Here is an 18865-nt window from a genome sequence, read left to right on the forward strand (position 1 = left end):
AAATTGGTTCCATCACGCCCGCGCCACCTCGGGATGAGCCTCAATGGCTGCGGTGGCATCGCCGGCCAGTTTGGTACCGGCCGCGGCGAGTTTCCAGAACGTCTCGAAGCCGAACCGGTGGACGTCGCGCAGGGTCTTCGACAGAACGACCAACCGCCCGGCCGTGAGAAGAACGCGCCCGAAGCCCTCATGGCTCATCTCCATCATCGGCGATGCCATCAGGCCGGAGCGCTCCTCGATCGCAAGCCCGACGGCGGTGTAAAATATCTCAAGCCTCCACAGCACGTCCGGATCGGGATCGCCGATGATCGGGATCGCACGGCGCTGTTCCCTGGTGTTGATGAAGTCGCCCAGCAGCTCGGCGTCCGATTTGCCTTCCCAGGACCCGTGGGAATCATGAGCCCGGACCAGCCGCACGAGGCATTTGACGAACGGGGTGGCAAGGGCCGCCTCGTCCTCGGCGACAGCAGGGCTAACCACGGCGTCAGACATTTCGCCCACTCCTCATTTCAGTCCTCGTCCTCGAAGAACGGTTTTTGTTCGGCGACACCTGCCTGCGCCAGCACCTTGCGCAGCCAAGGGGGAGGACACGTCCTGAGCATCATCTGCGTGCGCAACAGCACCTCTTGGATGGTTTCGGGCTGCGGCACTTTGATCGGATGAATTTTTGCCGAAACAACCTTTGCTGCCGAAGGTCCGCCGATCGCCAGACAAAATAGGAGATGACAGCCCTTCAGCGCCTCCACCTTCGGGGTGATGCGGTCGTCGCCCTCAGTTCGATGCTTCCCGCTCTCGTCGGAAACGTCATCGAAGGCTACGGCTTCAACGAGATTCCAGTCCTCGCGTCCCACGTCGTAGACAGCAAAGCGCCTGGCCGAACCGAAATGGGCGTTGAGGTTCTTCATGTCCTGCGTGGCGATCGCCACGCGCAATGCGCCGACCTGGCGTTCCGGCGTCGGTGCGTGAACCTCGTCAGTGACGAGCGAGAGGCGACGAACGGAGCTCATCTGGGATTTCTCGCTTACGGAGTGGATCAAGCGCCTCAGGCGTCGGCGCGTGCCGGTTGGCTTCAAAAATGTTGGCAACCTCGAAGATCAGGTCGCGGGTCCCTTGGTACAGGATTGTGAGCTTGTGCTGGCTGCCGAGCCGGTCGAAGATCGGGAAGCCGACCCGCATGAGCGGAATGCCGAGGCGCTGCGCCGCCTGGCGGCCGTGGGAATGGGTGACGAGAAGATCAGCGCCGGCGCCAAGAGCTTCCAAATCGCCGAGATCGCCGATTTGAACCGACTGCGCCGGTACTTCCTCCAAAATTTTCGACATGTCGGTCGTGGTGACCGCCGCCGCGATTTCGGAGCCCATTCCGATGAAGAAGCTCGCGAGTTGGTAGAGTTGGTCTGGTTCAGCAGCGATCGCAATTTTCTTGCCTCCAAAGTGGAAATGTCCGTCGAGCAACGCGTCCTGCAACTGCGCCCGGCGACGGCGCACCCCAGCCGGCGCCGCCGCGCCCGAAACCGCGGACAGCAGCGAGACGAACCGGTCGGCGTCCTTCAATCCAGTCAGCGACCGGAACAGCACGTAAGGCACGCCGGTCAACCTCTGCAGCAGCTCGGCCGGGCGGCGCATATGCGCACCGATGACGATGCATTGCCCGGCCGTGCCAAGCTCACGGATATCCTCGACACTGGTGCCGCCATAGGTGGTCGTGACCCAGCGGTCGGGCACCGTACCGTCGAGCGAGCCGGAGACGTCCGGCAGAATCACCGGCTTGAGTCCAAAGCTCTCAACCATCTCACGCAAATGCTCGATATCAGCCACAGTCAGGTTCCAGCCAGGCAGGATCACGATCTTCTTCGACTGCCGCGCCTGCTCGCCGGGACGCGTAATCCTTTCGATCATCGCGGTGACAGCCTTGGCCCAGCCCTCTTCGATCGCGCCGTCGAAATCCGGTGTGTTGGCTAGCACCACCTCCGTACCCGCGAGTTCTTCCCCGCGCTTCAGCCTGATATTGGCGATATCCCCTGCGCAGTCTTCGCCCCAGGTTTCCACCAGTGCCGTGGTGCAGACCCCGATCAGCGTTGGCTTTGTGCGCGCCTTGAGGTTGAGGATCGCCTCTTCCAGATGGTCTGCCCCGCCGAGGATCGTGGCCACCTCGTCCATCGCTGTCGTCTGCAAGGGGATGGCTTCCTTGAAATGCCGCACGAACAGCACGAGCGCAAAGCTGGTGCATCCTTGGCTGCCGTGGAACAACGGCATCGCGCCGTCGACGCCAAGAAAGGCCAAGGCGGCACCCAGCGGCTGCGATGACTTCAGCGGATTGACCGCCGCCGCTTTGGTCTGGGGAACGATGCGGACCATCGGCTTTCCTCAACACTCGCCGAAATCGCCGGCCGTCGTGCCGGCGAATTCCTGGACAACATGCAAGGTCGCGGTCTCGCTTTTCGTGCTCGGCAGTTCCTCCCTCACCGCAGGCTGGCAATCCCATGGTGCCGGCTCCCGCACCTGGCGCCAGATCGGGTTATGAATGGCGAGGTCGATCTGGCGTACGAGTTCCACCATGCCGTCATAGCCGGCGTAAGGATGTTGGCGCTCCTGGTTGATATCGAGCCAGGGTGTCTTGGCCTTCAGCGCGATGAACTGCGTGCGCCCGCCCGACAGCATAATATCGGCCTTGTGTTCTGAGAGCATGGCGTAAAGCTCGCGCGGCGCCATCTGCTCGAATATGTGGTTGTCGTCCTTGAGGATCTGCTTGATGCGCTCCTTGTCTTCGACGGTCGACTTCTTGACAGAGGTGCCGACGATCTCGATGCCGATCTCCATCAGCGCATGGACGACCGACCAGGACTTCACACCGCCGGTGTTGAGCAGCACGCGCTTGCCTTCGAGCCTCGGCCGGTAGGCCGCGAGCTTCTTCCAAGCGATGGCCTCCTCCTCTGCAATCAATGCCTCGGTGCGGCCGAGGATCTCCGGATCGGCACCCTTCTTCACGAGCAGCTGAGAGATCTGTCGGAGCGCTTCCGAGGTGTCGGTGATGCCGTAGAAGGAGCCTTCGAAAAACGGGATGTCCCAGCGCTGCTCCATCTTGCGGGCGAGATTGATGAGCGCGGTCGAGCACACCATCATAGCCGCCCGGGCGCGGTGCGCGCAGGCAATGTCGAAATAACGCGCGTCGCCCGGAATGCAGGCGCGCACCCGGATGCCGAGCCGATCCAGCAGCGGCTTCACCAGCCAGAATTCGCCCGAGAGGTTGAATTCGCCAAGAATGTTGATGTCGTAAGGGCCGGCATCGTCGGGCTCCGCCGTGCCGATGACATGCTCGAGCAACGCCTCGCCGGCAAGCTTGTTGCCGAGATTCTTGGAGCCGACGAAGCCCGGCGCATTGACCGGCACCACCGGTAGGCCGAACTTTTCCGCCGCTCGCTTGCAGACGGCCTCGATATCGTCGCCGATCAGCGCCGTCACGCAGGTCGGATAGACGAAGATAGCCGGCGGCCCATACGCTTCCTTGATCTCGCGGATCGCTTTGAAAAGCTTCCGCTCGCCCTGCCCAATCACAACATCGAGTTCGGTGAGATCGGTCGTGAAGCTCGTGCGCCACAGCGTTGGCCCGGACGAAGCCGCACCGCGGTTGTCCCAGGAATTGCCCTCGCAGGCGAGCGGCGCATGGATCAAATGCGCAACGTCGGTGATCGGCTGCAGCACGATCTTGGCGCCATCGAAGGCACAGCCGCCGGCCGCCGCCCCCGGGGTCAGTGGCTTCGAACAGCCCTTTTTGCGCGCCTTGGCATCCTTGCCGCGGTTCTGCTCGCAGGCGGGCTCGTTGAAGACATCCTGGATTTTGGCTCTGAGCGAGGACATTGCGTCGGTCTCCAAAGTCCCTCGAGAAGACGACCGGCCTCACCGAAGAGCCGGCCGCCACGCTTAGCGGGTGAGGTCATACGAATAGTCCGTCACGCCCGTCTCGCTTGTCTCGCGATCGAGCTTGTCGAAGATCCTGTCGAGGATCGTCGTCAGGACGCGCAACCCGCCTTGGTAGCCCATAAGCGCAAACCGATGGTGATGGTGGCGGTCGAAGATCGGAAACGTCAGCCGGATCAGCGGCGTGCCGGTGTCGCGCTCCAGATACTTGCCATAGGAGTTGCCGATCAGCAGGTCCACCGGCTCGGTGAAGAGCAGCGAGCGCATCGCCCAGAGGTCCTTGCCCGCCCAGACTTGAGCATCCTTGCCGAAGGGCGATGATGCAAGCAGTTCCTTCAACTCCGCTTCCCATGCCGAGGTGCCGTTGGTGGCGAGGCAATGGGTCGGCTCGCCGCCCGTCTCCATGATGAAGCGGGCCATGGCGTAGACAAAGTCCGGATCACCGTAGATGGCGTATTTCTTACCGTGCAGCCAGGATTGGCTGTCCGCCATGGCGTCGACAAGTCGGCCGCGCTCCAGGCGGATTGTCTCGGGGATTTGCTTGCCGGAAATCGCGGAGACCTCCATCAGGAAGTCGTCGGTCGCCTGGACTCCGAGCGGATAATGAAACGAGGCCGTCGCCTGCCCTAGCCCCTCGCAATACTCCAGTGTTTTTCGGGTGTTGTAATGCTGTAGCGAAAGTGTCGCCTCGGCGTTGAGTGCTTTCCTCACGTCTTCGATCTTCGTGCCGCCATCGTACATGCGGTATTCGCCGTCCGACGGCGTGTCGAACTGGTCAGAGGCGTCTTGGATGAAGGTATATGACACGCCCAGCAGATCGAGCAGGCGCTTGAGTTCCCGGTTGTTGCCCACGCAAAAGCCGTCGAAACCCGGAATGATGTTGATGGTTCCCTCGGCTTCCGTTCGCTCCTCGCCTTTCCAGAAGTGCTCCAAAATGCCCTTGACCGTAACGTCGTAGCCATCGACATGGCTGCCGACGAAGGCTGGCGTGTGGGCGAAGGGCACGTCGAAGTCGCGCGGGACGGAGCCTTCGTCCTTGGCGTTCTCGATGAAGCTGTGCAGGTCGTCGCCGATGACCTCCGCCATACAAGTGGTCGAGACGGCGATCATCTTCGGGTCGTAGAGTTGGTACGTGTTGGCGAGCCCGTCGACCATGTTCTTCAGGCCGCCGAACACTGCCGCATCCTCGGTCATCGAGGAGGAAACTGCCGAAGCAGGCTCCTTGAAATGGCGCGACAGGTGCGAGCGGTAATAGGCCACGCAGCCCTGGCTGCCGTGGACGAAGGACATGGTTCGCTCGAACCCTGCGGCCGCGAACACTGCGCCAAGCGGCTGGCAGGCCTTGGCGGGGTTCACGACAAGCGCTTCGCGAGCGAGGTTCTTTTCGCGGTATTCCCACGTCTTGGTGAATTCGCGTTGGTCGGTAACGACCTGGTCCGGGTGCGGACATTCGAAATTCAGCCTCTTCTCGGCAAGCATCTGCCTGTATTCCGGCTCGCGGAACAGGGGCGCGTGGTCGAGAACTTTTTCAGCCGACTGCGGCATGGGTGGCTACCTCTTCTCCAACTGGCGGCGCCATACGGCGGCACAGGGGCGTCGAAACGTTTCAGGTCTCCCGCGGACAAAGCGCCACAGGCGTTCAACGGCCTCCCGGCTTCCGGGAGGCCAGGTTTTCATTCGGCTGCGATCGCCGCCGACGGCTCGGCTTTTTTCTTCCAGGGGGCGTCGTAGAGGTTCCAGACTGGGTTGTTGATGGCCAGATCCATGTCGCGGGCGAAGATGGCGAAGCCGTCGTAGCCGTGATACGGGCCGGAATAATCCCAGGAATGCATTTGACGGAACGGTATGCCCATCTTCTGGACCGGGTACTTTTCTTTGATGCCGGAGCCAACGAGATCAGGACGGATCCCCTCGATGAACTTCTCCAGCTCGTAACCAGTCACGTCGTCATAGATCAGCGTGCCCTTCTTCACGTAATGGCCGGTACGCTGATAGTCGTCGTTATGGCCAAATTCATAGCCAGTGCCGACGATCACCATGCCCAGATCCTCATATGCCGTTACGACGTGACGGGGGCGCAGCCCGCCGACATAGAGCATCACCGTCCTGCCTTCGAGGCGCGGCCGGTACTTGGCGATGACGGCATCTACCAACGGCCGGTATTTGGCGATGACCGCCTCGGCCTTGGCCTCGATTTCCGGCCCGAAATGCTTGGCTATCTTGCGCAGAGAGGCTTCGGTCTGGGAGGGGCCGAAGAAATTATACTCCATCCAGTCGATGCCATACTTTTCCTCCATGTGCCGGCAGATGTAGTTCATCGACCTGTAGCAATGGATGAGATTGAGCTTGGCCTTCGGCGCGCGCTCTATTTCGGCCAGCGTAGCGTCGCCCGACCAGTTGCCGACCACGCGCAGGCCCATCTCCTCGAGCAGGATGCGCGAAGCCCAGGCGTCGCCGCCGATATTGTAGTCGCCGATCACATTGATATCGTACGGGCCGGCCTCGAACTCGACGTCCTTCTTCTCGAACACCCAGTCGCGGATCGCGTCGTTGGCGATGTGGTGGCCGAGTGATTGCGAGACGCCGCGGAAGCCCTCGCAGCGCACCGGCACGATCGTCTTTTCGTGCTCCTTGGCCTTGTTGCGGGACACCGCTTCGGTGTCGTCGCCAATCAGGCCGATCGGGCATTCGGATTGCACGCTCATGCCCTTGTTCAGCGGAAACAGTTCCTCGATCTCGTCGATGATCCGTTCCAGCTTCTTGTCGCCGCCGAAAACAATGTCCTTCTCCTGGAAATCGGAGGTGAACTGCATCGTCACGAACGTGTCGATGCCGGTCGTGCCGACGTAGTAGTTCCGGCGTTGCGACCAGGAATATTGCCCGCAGCCGACCGGGCCGTGCGAGATATGGACCATATCCTTGACTGGACCCCACACCACGCCTTTCGAGCCCGCATAGGCGCAACCGCGAATCGTCATCACTCCGGGGATGGACTTGATGTTCGATTTGACCTCGCATTCGGAAAGAACCTCGCTTTCCTCGCCAGCCTCGTCGCCGCTCTTTGCGACGCTCAGGTGCTTTTTGCGGCGCTTTGCCGCCTTGTCAGGATATTGCGACAGCACCTCCTCGATAAGTTTCGCATGGAGGGTGCCGTCATTCTCGTATTCCAGGCTCATGGGACCCCTTTCAAGGTTCAGGGTGACGCCTCACCGACGAGGCGCCGTTCTTTGAAAGGCGCGCCAGGTCAGGCCGCGCCCCCAGTCAGTAGCGGTCGTTACAGTGCGGCCGCCTTCGCCGCTTCCTTGACCTGAAGCTCGGCAAGCATCTGCTCGTCGGTCTTCATGATGCCGAAGTCGAGCAGCATGTCTTCGAGCTCCTCCATGGTGATCGGGGTCGGGATGGTGCCCTGGCCCGAATTGGCATGGATCTTCTCTGCCAGCGCCCTGTATTCCCCGGCCTGCTTGGAGTCCGGCGCATACTGGATCACAGACATCTTCCTGAGCTCGGCGTGCTGGACGATATTGTCACGCGGCACGAAGTGGATGAGCTTGGAATTCAGCCTGGAAGCCAGCGCTTCGGCCAGGTCAAGCTCGCGGTCGGTTTGGCGCTCGTTGCAGATCAGGCCGCCGAGCCGCACGCCGCCCGAATGGGCATATTTCAGGATGCCCTTGGCGATGTTGTTGGCGGCATAGAGTGCCATCATCTCGCCGGACATGACGATGTAGATTTCCTGGGCCTTGTTCTCGCGGATCGGCATCGCGAAGCCGCCGCACACCACGTCCCCGAGCACGTCATAGGAGACATAGTCGACATCGTCATAGGCGCCGTTCTCCTCGAGGAAGTTAATCGAGGTGATGACGCCTCGGCCGGCGCAGCCGACACCCGGCTCGGGGCCGCCGGATTCCACGCACTTGATGCCTTTGTAGCCGACCTTTAGCACGTCCTGGAGTTCGAGATCTTCCACCGAACCTTCTTGTGCTGCCAGGTGCAGGACCGTATCCTGCGCCTTCGCGTTCAGGATCAGGCGGGTGGAGTCGGCTTTGGGGTCGCAGCCGACGATGAGGATCCTTTGCCCGAGGTCGACAAGGGCGGCGAGCGTATTTTGGGACGTCGTCGATTTGCCGATCCCCCCCTTGCCGTAGAAAGCGATCTGACGCAGACCTGACATGTAGTTTTCCTTTTCTGTTCCATTTGGGGTGCCCGCGACATGAATGCCGTTGGCAGCTCTCGCCGCCTCGCACCAAGGGTTTCAAGACTCGTGCCAACTTGGCTGATTGGGCCGGAGAAGAAAATTTGTGGATGCTTTTCAGCTGCTTAGCCCGAGGCAATAGAGATTGGCTAAGCAAGCCGTGTGTAGCGGACCCGACAAAGACGACAATTTGTCGGATTCGGTTTCTTGCGACCGCTATTGACCTCGCCGGAGCCCGACAACTGGCCGGCCCCAATCGGGTGATCCATGTTGAACGTTAGTGCATGCTTGGTCTTTGCGCTTCGGCTGGGGTGGCCGACGAAGCTGGTCCGGGTTGCGCAGCCGGCCACAGGATCGCATCTGGTGCCGGGGGTCTATAGTCCAAAGATGATGCGCTCTCACCGTGTTGTAGTGCTGCCGCCATCCTTTTCAGGGGCAGACAGTCGGCGACAATCTATAAGGCACCGGGCTAAGAACGATTTCCTGACTAACACTCGCGCTAGTAAAGACTTCGTTCCCAGATAGGTCGCCAGGAACGCTGTCGTTCCTTGCTCGCCTCGAAGCGAACGGAGTTGTTGCCAATTGGGCGACATAAAATTCCGAAGCGAGCAACGGGCCGATACGAGAGCGTAACCGCAGGCGCAGAGAACGTCGATGCGTTCATCCCGTTCGATTTGCCGCCTGCGCGTCCGGCACTGTTTGTTGAAGGCAAGCTCGAATATCCTCTGCGGGAAGCCGAGCAGGCGCTCGTTCGGCTCGATCTCGCTGGCGATATGGTGCCTTGACCTCGATTGCTTCATCTATGCCTTCGTGCGCAAGGAGGCAGTGATCTCGTCGCAGATCGAGGGCACGCAGCCGTTGCGGCGGCGCAGAATCGCCATCAGCCGCGCCAGCACCTCGCGCGAACTGCACGGCCTCTGTACATATTGGTCGGCGCCTGTTTCCAGCCCCAGGATGTGGTCGGTCTCGCCGCCTCGCGCCGTCAGCATCAGAACCGGCACGTCGGAGTTCGCGCGGATGCGCTTGAGCGCCTCGAAGCCGTCCATGTCGGGCAGCAAGACGTCGAGAACCACGGCAGCGGGCGCCAGCCGCGCGATCTCGGCAATGCCCGCGCCCGCCGTATTCACCGTTCGCACACGAAAGCCGCCGTTGCCCGTCAGGTATTCTGCGAGCATGGCGGACAGGCGCCTGTCGTCGTCGACGATGAGAACCTGGTCCGCCATGCTCGTTTGTCTTCTCTGATTCGAAACTGTGCCGGTACAAAGCTCACCAGCGGGTGCCAGCTACGATCCTATTCGGCCAGCTTCGCCCGCTGCTCGGGCGTCAGCACCTCGCCGCCGTCGAGCAGCGCCTTCTTCAGCTTGCGTGAGGCTTTGTCGACGGCCGCGACGAACTCGGCCCGCAGCTTCTCCGCCGCCTCGCTGGTTGGCAGCTTGTCCAAATCCTCCACGTTATAGAGGAAGCCGAACACGATCAGGGTGATATCGAAGAAGAACTCGTCCCTGATCGCCTCCAGCTTCTCTTCCTGCTCGGGTGTGGCGTCAATCTGCCCGAGCATGCGCCCAAACTCACGCTCGACGAGGCCTATCCCGTCGCGGACGTTGGCCTGCATGTGCATGGCGGATCCGCCCCCGCCCATGCCGAAGCGCTGCATGCCCCCGTAATCCTGGCTGAGCGCGCCAGGGACGCCGACGCCGGCAAGCGCCACTAGCGCAATGCCGCCTATGGCGATGCGCTTGCCCCAGCTCTTCTTCTGCGGGGTGCCGGAGAGGCTGGCCGGTTTTTGATGATTCGAAAACTGATCCTTTCGATAGAGGGCATCTTTGCCGCGACTGGACGAATACGAGCGCAATGTTTCGGCTGTTGCGGGCGAATGTGAAGTTGTGTGAAGCCGGCAGGCGATACTGCGGCGGGGAAGCGCGGGGGTGCCGCGGAAGGCTCCCCACCCTAGGGCCTGTTGATATTCATGATTGAACGAAGCCGCTGACGCGGCATTTGGTGCACCGATTTGCGGATGACGCTTCTGTTTTGAAGGATTGCTGCTGTTGAAGCGCAACCTTGAGAACAGGAGCAATGAGATGGCCGAGTTGAGCCCGCTTCGCCGGCGCATGATCGAGGACATGACGATCCGCAATCTGTCGCCGGCCACGCAACGATCCTACGTGCACGCGGTAGCGAAGTTCTCCCGCTACTGTGGCCGATCCCCGGACCGGCTTGACCTGGAGGATGTTCGCGCCTTCCAGGTGCATCTGGTCTCGACCGGAATCTCGTGGCCGGCGCTGAACCAGACGGTGTGCGCACTGCGGTTCTTTTACGGCGTGACGTTGGGTCATGCCGAGATCCCTGAGCGGATCGCCTATGCCCGCGTTCCACGCACGCTCCCGGTGGTTCTCAGCGCCGACGAGGTTGTCCGCTTTCTCGAGGCGGTGCCGAGCCTGAAGACGCGCACCGCCTTGACGACGGCCTATGCTGCCGGCCTTCGCGCTTCGGAGACCGTCGGGCTGAAGGTCAGCGACATCGATAGCGAACGCGGTGTCATCCGGGTCGAGCACGGCAAGGGCGGCAAGGACCGCACCGTGATGCTGTCGGTGCAGCTTCTGCGCATCCTGCGCGTCTACTGGCGGCTGGCGAAGCCACAGGGCTGGCTGTTTCCGGGCCGGAATGCAAATCGCCCCATCGACGTGCAGGTGCTGTATTCGGCCTGCCGCTCGGCGCGTGCGGCCGCCGGCATCGACAAGCGTGTGACGGTCCACACGCTCAGGCACAGCTTCGCCACGCATTTGCTGGAGAACGGCACCGACATTCGCATCATCCAGGTGCTGCTCGGCCACAACAATCTGTCCTCGACGGCGCGCTATACCAAGGTCTCGAACGGCCTCATCCGGCGCACGACAAGCCCGCTCGACCGGCTGAACATCGAAGTCGTGCCGCCGGGCTGATCGGTTCCGCCCATGTCGGCGAGACTGGAGGTGGCGGATATCTTCCGCCGCTATGGCGAGGCGTATCGGCAGGCTCATGACGGTCATCTCGGACGCGTCGAGCGCCGAACGATGAGCGCCATCGAATTGTGCCGGACCGCCGAACTGGGCGGCCATGTCGAGGGCTGCCGGTCCTGCGGGGCGATCCGCGTGGCCTACAATTCCTGTCGCAACCGGCATTGCTCCAAGATCCTATGGGCTGGTGGATAGCGACCTGCCGTCGGCAGAATGGCGTTGCTAAACCCACTCATTCTGGAGACGACAATGCAACAGGTTGCAAATCGGCCGGAACCGGCCGCTATCCGCATTGATCTTGGCGCGATCTTTGTTTCGATGGAACTGTCTCGATCAAGTTGGCTGATCACTTCACTGTCGCCGGGTGGCGGGGAGAAGATGTCCAAGCATTCTCTGCGGGGCGGGCACGTTGCGGGACTCCTGGAGCTGTTTGCGACGCTCCAGGAAAAGGCTCGGGCACGAACCGGCGAGCGCTTCCGGATTATTGTCATTCAGGAAGCTGGACTAGACGGCTTCTGGATACATGGGGTGCTTCAGGGCGAAGCGATCGAGAGCCACGTGGTCGACGCCGCCTCGATCCTGGTGTCACGGCGGCGCCGACGGGCGAAGACCGATAAGATCGACGGCGAGACCCTGGTACGGACCTTGCTGGCCTACAAGCGTGGCGAGCCGCGGGTCTGCTCCATGGTCAGGCCGCCGACCCCCGAGGAAGAGGATCGCCGCCGACTCTGCCGGGAGCGCAAGACGCTGATCGCCGAGCGGGTGGAGCACGTCAACCGGATCAAGGGGCTGCTGTTCGCCCAGGGCGTCGGTGACTATGAGCCGCTGCGTCGCGACCGACGCGCCAGGCTCAAGGATCTGCAAACGGGTGATGGTCGCGCCTTACCTTTCCACCTGAAGGCACAGGTTGTGCGTGAGCTCGACCGGCTTGAGCTGATCCTGGAGCAGTTGCAAAAGGTCGAGGCGGCGCGCGACGATCTGCTGTTGGATCGGGCCAAGGCGAACGACCCGGCGCCGGTGGTGAGACTGCTGCAGCTGAAGGGGGTGGGCGCTGAGTTCGCCAACGTACTCTGGTCTGAAGGTCTTTATCGTCATTTCGACAATCGAAGGCAGCTTGCGGCCTATGCCGGGCTTGCGCCAACGCCCTGGCAGAGCGGTTCTGTCGAGCAAGGCGTCTCAAAAGCGGGCAATCCGCGGCTGAGAGGAACGATGGTGCAGATGGCCTGGCTGTGGCTGCGACACCAACCAGACTCGGCCCTCAGCCAGTGGTTCAAACAGCGGGTCGAGCGCAACGGTGGGCGGCTGCGTAAGCCGCTAATCGTCGCCTTGGCACGTAAACTGCTGGTCGCACTGTGGCAGTATGCGACCGCCGGAGTGGTGATGGAGGGCGCCATCATAAAGCCGACCTGATCTGAAGCCAACCAAACCTCTTTCGCCATCTGACGGGGCCTGATCAGCCCCGGCGGATCCAGGTGGACGAACCGGCCTGGCATATGGTCTCAACAACCGCCCCTAAGAATGGTCACGTCCTCCTGAGCCTAGCCGCCGTATGCGGGATAAGGGTGCAGCCGCCCTGGGGCGGCGACCGTATGTGAGTTTCAACCGAGCCAGAAATGCTCGTATTGGAAACAGGCTCAACCTCGGATCCGTAGCAACTCCAGGAGATAATCCATGAAGCCGTAAGCCGTACACAATCCGGTTGACCCGAGTCCGCCCATGTGAGTGCCAGGGAAAGGCCTGCCGGGAATGGCTCGCCGCGCGGCAGGACGAGCTTCTGCCGGTTCCTTACTTCCACGTGGTGTTCACGCTGCCCGCCGAGATCGCCGCGATCGCCTTCCAAAACAAGGCGGCGGTCTACACGATCCTGTTCAAGGCGGTCGCCGAGACGCTGCGCACCATCGCCGCAGATCCCAGACATCTCGGCGCTGGGATCGGTCTCATCGCGGTGCTGCACAGCTGGGGCCAGAACCTCACCTATCATCCCCACCTCCATTGCATCATCCCGGGCGGGGGCATCTCCCTCGATGGAGGGCGATGGGTCGCCTGCCGGCCGGGGTTCTTCCTGCCCGTGCGTGTGCTGTCGCGCCTGTTCCGCCGTCTCTTTCTGGAGGAACTCCGAGCGGCCTATGATGAGGGTCGGCTGGGCTTCTTCGGCGATCTCGCCTACCTGGCAAAGCCTGATGCCTTCGTCTGCTTGCTCGCCGAGGTTCGTCGCTATCAATGGGTCGTCTACGCCAAGCCGCCCTTCGGCGGGCCGAAGCAGGTGCTGGCCTATCTCGGCCGCTACACCCATCGCGTCGCCATCGCCAATTCCCGACTGATCAGAACGGCCGACGATCGGGTCGCGTTCCGCTGGCGGGACTACCGCCACGGCGGCAAGACGAAGATCATGACGCTCGACGCGCACGAGTTCATCCGTCGCTTTCTCCTGCACACGCTGCCCGACGGTTTCCATCGCATCCGCCACTACGGCTTCCTCGCCAACGGTAATCGCGCCGCCAAGCTCGACCTGTGCCACAGGCTGCTGGCCGGATCGCAGCAGAACAAGCTCAAATCGGATACCGAAAGCGCCGCTGTCGCCGCCGAGCGCCTTGCGGCGGCGCATCGCTGCCCCTGCTGCGGAGAGCCAATGATCGCGCTCGCCATCTGGCGGTGCGGCCAGGCACCGCCGCGCCCCTTCTGGAACGACACCTCATGATCACGCCGGGTGCGTCCACATCACCCGGGTCGGTATCCGTCGCCATGCGCGCCGGCACCTCGACCCTTGGCCCGCCGCACAAAGCCGCAAGCAGCCAGCCCCGCGATAGAAAGCACTGCAGCCTATCCGACGGCTCGCGCCATCCCGGTTCCGTCTTCCACGGTACCATCCTTCGCTGTCGCCGCATCGTGAATGCCCTTCACCAGCCTGGCACCGACGATCCCGGCCGCTCCTCCAGGCTACAATCCCCATAGTGCCAGACCGTCCCGCGGCTTCGTTCAATCCGGCTTGCAATGAGGTCCGAAGACTAGCGGGTGTGCTCCGTTGAGCATGCGGACCTCACAGAAGCCTCCAGATTCCCATTCTGGCTTGATCGTGATTCAAGCTTTGTCGTCATTGCCTGACGAACCTTTCGCCGAAGACGACGGCGAATTGTGTCCTGGCCCGAACCACTCGCGCGGGGCGCGTTTCCATTCCTCGGCGGCGTGGTTGAGAACCAGATATAGCAGCTTCATTGCGGCGTCGTCATTGGGAAAGTGACCGCGCGTTCGCACGGCCCGCCGCAGCTGTGAGTTCAGCGCCTCGATGGCGTTCGGAAGTAAACAGTCACAGCGTTGCCGCACAGGACCAGCCCCAGGAACCGACAAAAGATCAATGAAGCGCAAACCGTTCAACCGTTCTCCTGGTTTTGTCTTCTATTATGGCCGCGACATGGGTCTGGCAGCTCTTTAGGCGGCCGCAGGCTCCGCAGGAACGCACAGTGACACAGTCCATCTGTGAAGTTCCATAGTGCCCTCTGTGAGCGCGAACTTCACTGAACGGCAAATGAATTTTTAACTCGCGACGAGTAATCCGCAAACACCGTGCCAAGTGAGGGTAACGCCAGAAACATTTTACCAATGCTCACCTGAGCTGTCGGGATTGTCGAATTACCGACACGTCATCGTCGGCCCTGACTCAAATTGGGCTCGAGCGTCAGCCAGCGAAAGGTGCAGCGATAACCATTTATCGGCGCGCCCGTTGAGACGCGCGTAGAGGACCTTCGATCCCTCTGGAAAGAAGCCTGTCTGGACGAGGTTGATCATGCCCATTTGCTCTCGTAGGCGGGATACGCAATCCTGCCCTCAAGCCACGCCACACGCGGATGACATCCTTCGTTCTCTCCGCGGGATCCACGCGTTGAGCAACATGCAGAAATTCTGAGCCTTCTTTTGTAGTTGGCACAACTTTTGATGCTGACCGTTGAGGGGCAGCAGGGGCTGCCCACCGATCTTGTTGTGGTGGGTGATGTCGAAAATTCCAGTTTTGTCATTCAACTTCCTTGGGACCGAGCGTGTTGATGCGCCCGCTTGGAAACTATGAAACGTTCTCCCATCCATGGGCGCGGCACCACTTGTCGCGACGTTTTCAATTTTGCTTTCCGCCACTGGAGCAGGCAGCCAGTGCGGCTCGCGATGATCAAGGCCGCGATGCTCGCCTCCGCGCTGGCTGACGTGCTGATGCCGCTCTATTCGGGCCGTCTCATCGACGCTGTTTCCCGTGACGCTATTGTGGCAGCACCAGCTTGGGATTCAGCCATTGCAGCCTTCTCTGTACTGATTGCATTAGCACTCGGTGCCATTGCCATGCGCCACGTCGCCTTAATTGGCCTCAACGACCTGGAGCTGAAGATGATGTCCGATGTCGCGAACGAAGCGTTCCATCGCGTCCAGCGCTTTTCGACAGACTGGCATGCGAACAGCTTCGCCGGCTCGACAGTGCGCAAGATAACGCGCGGCATGTGGGCGCTTGAGCTCCTAAACAGCACCATATTGATCGCGCTGTTCCCGTCCTTTATCATCTTGGTAGGTTCGACGGCGCTGCTCGGCTGGCACTGGCTGGTCATGGGTCTGATCTTTGCTTGCGGCTCTCTCATCTACCTTGCGTTTTCGATTTCGCTGTCGCTCGGCTATGTCGCGCCGGCGGCGAGCCTTGCGAACAGATGGGACACAAGGCTCGGCGGCGCGCTAGCGGACGCGGTTAGTTGCAACGCTGCGGTCAAAGGCTTTGGCGCCGAGGCCCGCGAAGACGAGCGCCTTGCAAATATCATGACCAAATGGCGGCACCGCACGCGCCGGAGTTGGGTGCGCGGAACGATCATTGGCTCAACCCAAGGCGTCACTTTGGTTGCTCTCAGGGTGGCAGTGATCGGATATGCCCTGCTTCTGTGGTCCCATGGACGGGCAACGCCTGGCGAGATAGCCTATGTTCTCACGTCCTTCATCGTCCTCCAGGGCTATCTGCGTGATGCCGGCATGCACGTCCGCAACGTGCAACGCTCGGTCAATGATATGGAAGAACTCGTGGCCGTCCACAACCAGCAGCTGGATGTTGCCGATCGTCCCGAGGCCAAGCCGATCCGGATCACGAAAGGTCGCATCGATTTCGAGAACGTCCATTTCCGCTACGGCAACCATCCCCTGCCGCTCTATAGCGAATGTTCGCTGTCGATTGAGGCTGGCGAAAGGGTCGGGTTGGTTGGGCCCTCCGGTTCCGGCAAGACAACATTCGTGAAGCTCATCCAGAGACTCTACGACCTAAGCGGCGGCCGGGTCCTGATAGACGGCCAGGACGTCTCCGAGGTGACCCAAGAGTCGCTTCGTTCGCAAATCGCGATCGTGCAGCAGGAGCCCATCCTGTTTCACAGGTCGCTTGCTGAGAACATTGCCTATGGCCGGCCTGGCGCGAGCCAGGCAGAGATCGAGCAAGCGGCACGGCTGGCCAGTGCGCACGAATTCATCGCGCCCCTGCCGAAGGGCTATGGGACATTGGTCGGCGAAAGGGGTTTGAAGCTCTCCGGCGGGGAGCGCCAGCGCGTGGCGATCGCGCGCGCCTTCCTCGCGAACGCGCCGATCCTTATCCTGGATGAGGCCACATCGAGCCTCGATTCGGAATCCGAGGTGCTCATTCAAAAAGCGGTGGATCGGTTGATGGTAGGTCGAACCACGCTTGTGATCGCACACCGGCTGTCGACGGTCCGCTCGCTCGATCGGCTGCTCGTCTTCGATCGTGGCCGCATCATCGAGGACGGCGATCATGCCACCCTGATCGGTCTCGATGGCGGCATTTACCGCCACCTCTTCGAACGGCAGGCGTTGGATCTAGTGAAGGGCCTTGCCTGAGCGCCAACCGGATTGTGCGATGCGCAGGCCCGTTGCCGGAGGCGCGTGGCGTGTAAGCGCTTACCGAACAAGCGCGGGTGGCGACTGCCGGCCTTCAGGAAGGTCTTTGCCTCGGGTCGCATTCCCGCCCGGAAGCGAAGAAGCGGCTCGCGAAATTCGCTGGCCTCCTCAAGATACAATTGTCAACAAAATAGCCGGCAAGGCGACTGATCGCGTGCTTCCGCCCCCGGCTGTCGCCAAAGAGATGCCAACGAAACTTCCATAGACGTCGTTGCGAGATTCGTCCGGATACCTTTCCTTGAGTCGTGACAGACAGATATGGCGCGCAGTTCGATTCTGGCACATAACATTCGAAATCCTCTTTGGTGATGAGGCGGAGGGCGAGTGAATCCTCTAGATCGTGAACACCGAATGCAATGTCGTCGGCTAAATCCATGATGCTACAGTCCAACGACTTGTGACGAGCGGCCCCGTGTGCCCCTTCTGCGGATTGAATCCTGTGAAGGCGGTGCGATCGTTTTCTGATAGCGGCTCAATACTCCAGTCCAGCACCTCTTGCTCGCTTTCCATGTAGCACTTCGGGGGCTTGGATGCGTCGCGGTCGACAAGCCGTCCGTTACTGGTGCCACCGATGAGAACGGGTGTAATTTCCGGATTGCGAACAGCTTTGTAGGAAACAGGATACTTAAGTGTACCCAACAGCGTTCGCCGGGTCAGATCGGCGCATCGAGCAGGTAACACCGGCAAACATCGAGCCGGTGCGGTTGAACAAGCGAATTGCCCCCAATGTCTCACGATCATCCATGGTGTCGCCCCAGCTGTTGGACTTCCCAGCTGTTGCTTCGCTTCGCCCTGGCAACGGCAAGCTCGCGCCGGACGGCGTCATCGAGGCAAATGACCGCGGGTCTCGCTCATGTCGAGAGAATATACAGTGGTCAAATTTGTTCCAGCACCTTGACCCGCAATAGGCAGTGGCCGGAGTCTCCTTTCTCAGATTGACGGAGAGGGTGTCGCAGGCTTCAGCCGACCAGTGCGTCGCCGGCGAGCCGGGATACCGGCCGATCGATCGCAGGTAGGCAACGATTTCCAGCATGAGGAATCGCGATCGCCGTAAGTCTCCTCGATCTTCTTTACCTTCGGCATGACAACGTCCTGTTCTGCCGGCGACAGGTCGACGTCCCCGAGCACATGTCCGTGATGGCCGATGGCGCGGATGTCGCAGCCTGCCTTGATGATCGCATCAACAAACGCCGGAACCTCGCTCGCCTTCATGAGCCGCATGTTACTTGCCGCCATGAATATCACTCCCGTTTCTACCATGAACAGCAGAAGTGAATAAGGGCGCGGCTGGCGCCGCGCCGTCATAGCCGTTGCCGCCTTCGTCAGTCTCCTTCGTCTTCGGGTGGTGAAGAAAGCTCAGAATGGCTTGAAGCGTGAGCCCGTCGAAATTCGCCAGCTTTTCAACGATCGCCATACGAGTTTCCGCTTCGGCCTGGTCTTCACCCCAAAGATGCGGCGCGACCGGGTACAGGATCTCCACCGGTGAAATGCTCAGCAGTTCGCAGATGTGAAAGAGCCGGCCACAGTCAGCCCCAAAACCGCGGTTTCGTAGCGATTATAAACCTGTTCGCTGAGCCCGAGCATCGGCGCCAGCTTCGATCGCGGGATTTTCCCTCGGTCGCGAAGCGTTGCGAAGGCTGGTGCTGATTTTTTTTCGATCTCGGCGCTTAACTCCAGTTCGCCGAAGCTGGTTTTCCGATGGACCGGCTTGTCAGTTTGCGGATCGTCGATCTGCAGTAACCCGAGGTGAGAAATCCATTCTTCGAAAGAAGGTCCTGCCATTGCTCCTGCCAAGTGACGTTGATCTTCGGTGTCCGTTCGAATCAATGTAACCGAATTGGTTGACTGG

The 18865-nt window shown here is 61.0% G+C and carries 16 protein-coding genes and 5 pseudogenes; 6 read left to right on the forward strand and 15 right to left on the reverse strand.

Features of this window, described 5'->3' with window-relative positions; translation table 11 throughout:
• Positions 1 to 12 precede the first annotated feature (12 nt).
• The 7 genes from NKG60_RS28410 to nifH all read right to left on the reverse strand — a co-directional run bounded on the left by NKG60_RS28410 (position 13) and on the right by nifH (position 8083).
• Positions 13 to 492, reverse strand: coding sequence for a NifX-associated nitrogen fixation protein (locus tag NKG60_RS28410; RefSeq protein ID WP_352976162.1), 480 nt, complete (start codon positions 490 to 492; stop codon positions 13 to 15).
• 17 nt (positions 493 to 509) lie between these two features.
• Positions 510 to 1007, reverse strand: coding sequence for a nitrogen fixation protein NifX (gene nifX, locus NKG60_RS28415; protein WP_352976164.1), 498 nt, complete (start codon positions 1005 to 1007; stop codon positions 510 to 512).
• Positions 973 to 2355, reverse strand: a complete 1383-nt coding sequence (nifN, locus tag NKG60_RS28420) for a nitrogenase iron-molybdenum cofactor biosynthesis protein NifN (protein ID WP_352976165.1) — start codon at positions 2353 to 2355, stop codon at positions 973 to 975. Before nifN ends, nifX begins: the two co-directional genes overlap by 35 nt.
• A 9-nt stretch (positions 2356 to 2364) precedes the next feature.
• Positions 2365 to 3855, reverse strand: a complete 1491-nt coding sequence (nifE, locus tag NKG60_RS28425; protein WP_352976166.1) for a nitrogenase iron-molybdenum cofactor biosynthesis protein NifE — start codon at positions 3853 to 3855, stop codon at positions 2365 to 2367.
• 63 nt (positions 3856 to 3918) lie between these two features.
• Entirely contained in the window at positions 3919 to 5460 is a 1542-nt protein-coding gene (nifK, locus tag NKG60_RS28430) for a nitrogenase molybdenum-iron protein subunit beta (protein ID WP_352976168.1), read from the reverse strand.
• 128 nt (positions 5461 to 5588) lie between these two features.
• Positions 5589 to 7091, reverse strand: a complete 1503-nt coding sequence (nifD, locus tag NKG60_RS28435) for a nitrogenase molybdenum-iron protein alpha chain (RefSeq protein ID WP_352976170.1) — start codon at positions 7089 to 7091, stop codon at positions 5589 to 5591.
• Positions 7092 to 7189: 98 nt separating this feature from the next.
• The gene (gene nifH / locus NKG60_RS28440) at positions 7190 to 8083 is read right to left on the reverse strand and encodes a nitrogenase iron protein (RefSeq protein ID WP_352976172.1); all 894 of its coding nucleotides are present in this window, start codon (positions 8081 to 8083) and stop codon (positions 7190 to 7192) included.
• A 569-nt stretch (positions 8084 to 8652) separates the two neighbouring features.
• On the opposite strand from nifH, the gene NKG60_RS28450 reads away from it, so the two are divergent.
• Positions 8653 to 8889, forward strand: a complete 237-nt coding sequence (locus tag NKG60_RS28450; protein ID WP_352976173.1) for a hypothetical protein — start codon at positions 8653 to 8655, stop codon at positions 8887 to 8889.
• A 15-nt stretch (positions 8890 to 8904) separates the two neighbouring features.
• Here NKG60_RS28450 and NKG60_RS28455 read toward each other — a convergent pair whose 3' ends face one another.
• Together NKG60_RS28455 and NKG60_RS28460 are read right to left on the reverse strand one after the other, a co-directional pair.
• Positions 8905 to 9327, reverse strand: a complete 423-nt coding sequence (locus tag NKG60_RS28455) for a response regulator (protein ID WP_352976175.1) — start codon at positions 9325 to 9327, stop codon at positions 8905 to 8907.
• A gap of 68 nt (positions 9328 to 9395) precedes the next feature.
• Positions 9396 to 10226, reverse strand: coding sequence for a Spy/CpxP family protein refolding chaperone (locus NKG60_RS28460; RefSeq protein ID WP_352976177.1), 831 nt, complete (start codon positions 10224 to 10226; stop codon positions 9396 to 9398).
• On the opposite strand from NKG60_RS28460, the gene NKG60_RS28465 reads away from it, so the two are divergent.
• From NKG60_RS28465 to NKG60_RS28480, 4 genes and pseudogenes are all read left to right on the forward strand, one after another.
• Positions 10183 to 11043: a tyrosine-type recombinase/integrase gene (locus tag NKG60_RS28465; protein ID WP_352976178.1), complete on the forward strand. Its 861-nt coding sequence runs from the start codon at positions 10183 to 10185 to the stop codon at positions 11041 to 11043. The two genes, NKG60_RS28460 and NKG60_RS28465, sit on opposite strands and share 44 nt — an antisense overlap.
• 12 nt (positions 11044 to 11055) lie before the next feature.
• A pseudogene (locus NKG60_RS28470) lies at positions 11056 to 11271 on the forward strand (transposase zinc-binding domain-containing protein); the annotation flags it as partial.
• Positions 11272 to 11346: 75 nt separating this feature from the next.
• Positions 11347 to 12507: an IS110 family RNA-guided transposase gene (locus NKG60_RS28475; protein ID WP_352976181.1), complete on the forward strand. Its 1161-nt coding sequence runs from the start codon at positions 11347 to 11349 to the stop codon at positions 12505 to 12507.
• 295 nt (positions 12508 to 12802) lie between these two features.
• Positions 12803 to 13795 (forward strand): annotated as a pseudogene (locus tag NKG60_RS28480) (IS91 family transposase); the annotation flags it as partial.
• A gap of 393 nt (positions 13796 to 14188) precedes the next feature.
• Here the strand turns inward: NKG60_RS28480 and NKG60_RS28485 are convergent.
• Positions 14189 to 14388, reverse strand: a pseudogene (locus NKG60_RS28485) (transposase); the annotation flags it as partial.
• Between the two features lie 347 nt (positions 14389 to 14735).
• Positions 14736 to 14965 (reverse strand): annotated as a pseudogene (locus NKG60_RS28490) (hypothetical protein); the annotation flags it as partial.
• A 188-nt stretch (positions 14966 to 15153) separates the two neighbouring features.
• Between NKG60_RS28490 and NKG60_RS28495 the strand changes: the two are divergent.
• Positions 15154 to 16956, forward strand: coding sequence for an ABC transporter ATP-binding protein (locus NKG60_RS28495; protein WP_502912345.1), 1803 nt, complete (start codon positions 15154 to 15156; stop codon positions 16954 to 16956).
• Between the two features lie 426 nt (positions 16957 to 17382).
• Here the strand turns inward: NKG60_RS28495 and NKG60_RS28500 are convergent, their stop codons facing one another.
• The 4 genes and pseudogenes from NKG60_RS28500 to NKG60_RS28515 all read right to left on the reverse strand — a co-directional run bounded on the left by NKG60_RS28500 (position 17383) and on the right by NKG60_RS28515 (position 18798).
• Complete coding sequence (locus NKG60_RS28500; protein WP_352976217.1) at positions 17383 to 17655, reverse strand: hypothetical protein; 273 nt, start codon at positions 17653 to 17655, stop codon at positions 17383 to 17385.
• A gap of 352 nt (positions 17656 to 18007) precedes the next feature.
• Positions 18008 to 18252: pseudogene (locus NKG60_RS28505) on the reverse strand (Y4lK-related protein); the annotation flags it as partial.
• Positions 18239 to 18496: a hypothetical protein gene (locus NKG60_RS28510; protein ID WP_352976185.1), complete on the reverse strand. Its 258-nt coding sequence runs from the start codon at positions 18494 to 18496 to the stop codon at positions 18239 to 18241. The pseudogene NKG60_RS28505 and the gene NKG60_RS28510, both read right to left, overlap by 14 nt.
• An 11-nt stretch (positions 18497 to 18507) precedes the next feature.
• Positions 18508 to 18798 carry a hypothetical protein gene (locus tag NKG60_RS28515; protein WP_352976188.1) on the reverse strand — a complete coding sequence of 97 codons (291 nt, stop codon included), beginning with the start codon at positions 18796 to 18798 and terminating at the stop codon, positions 18508 to 18510.
• Between the last annotated feature and the right edge of the window lie 67 nt (positions 18799 to 18865).

The organism is Mesorhizobium sp. M1428 (genome assembly GCF_040317515.1).
Classification (GTDB): Bacteria; Pseudomonadota; Alphaproteobacteria; order Rhizobiales; family Rhizobiaceae; genus Mesorhizobium.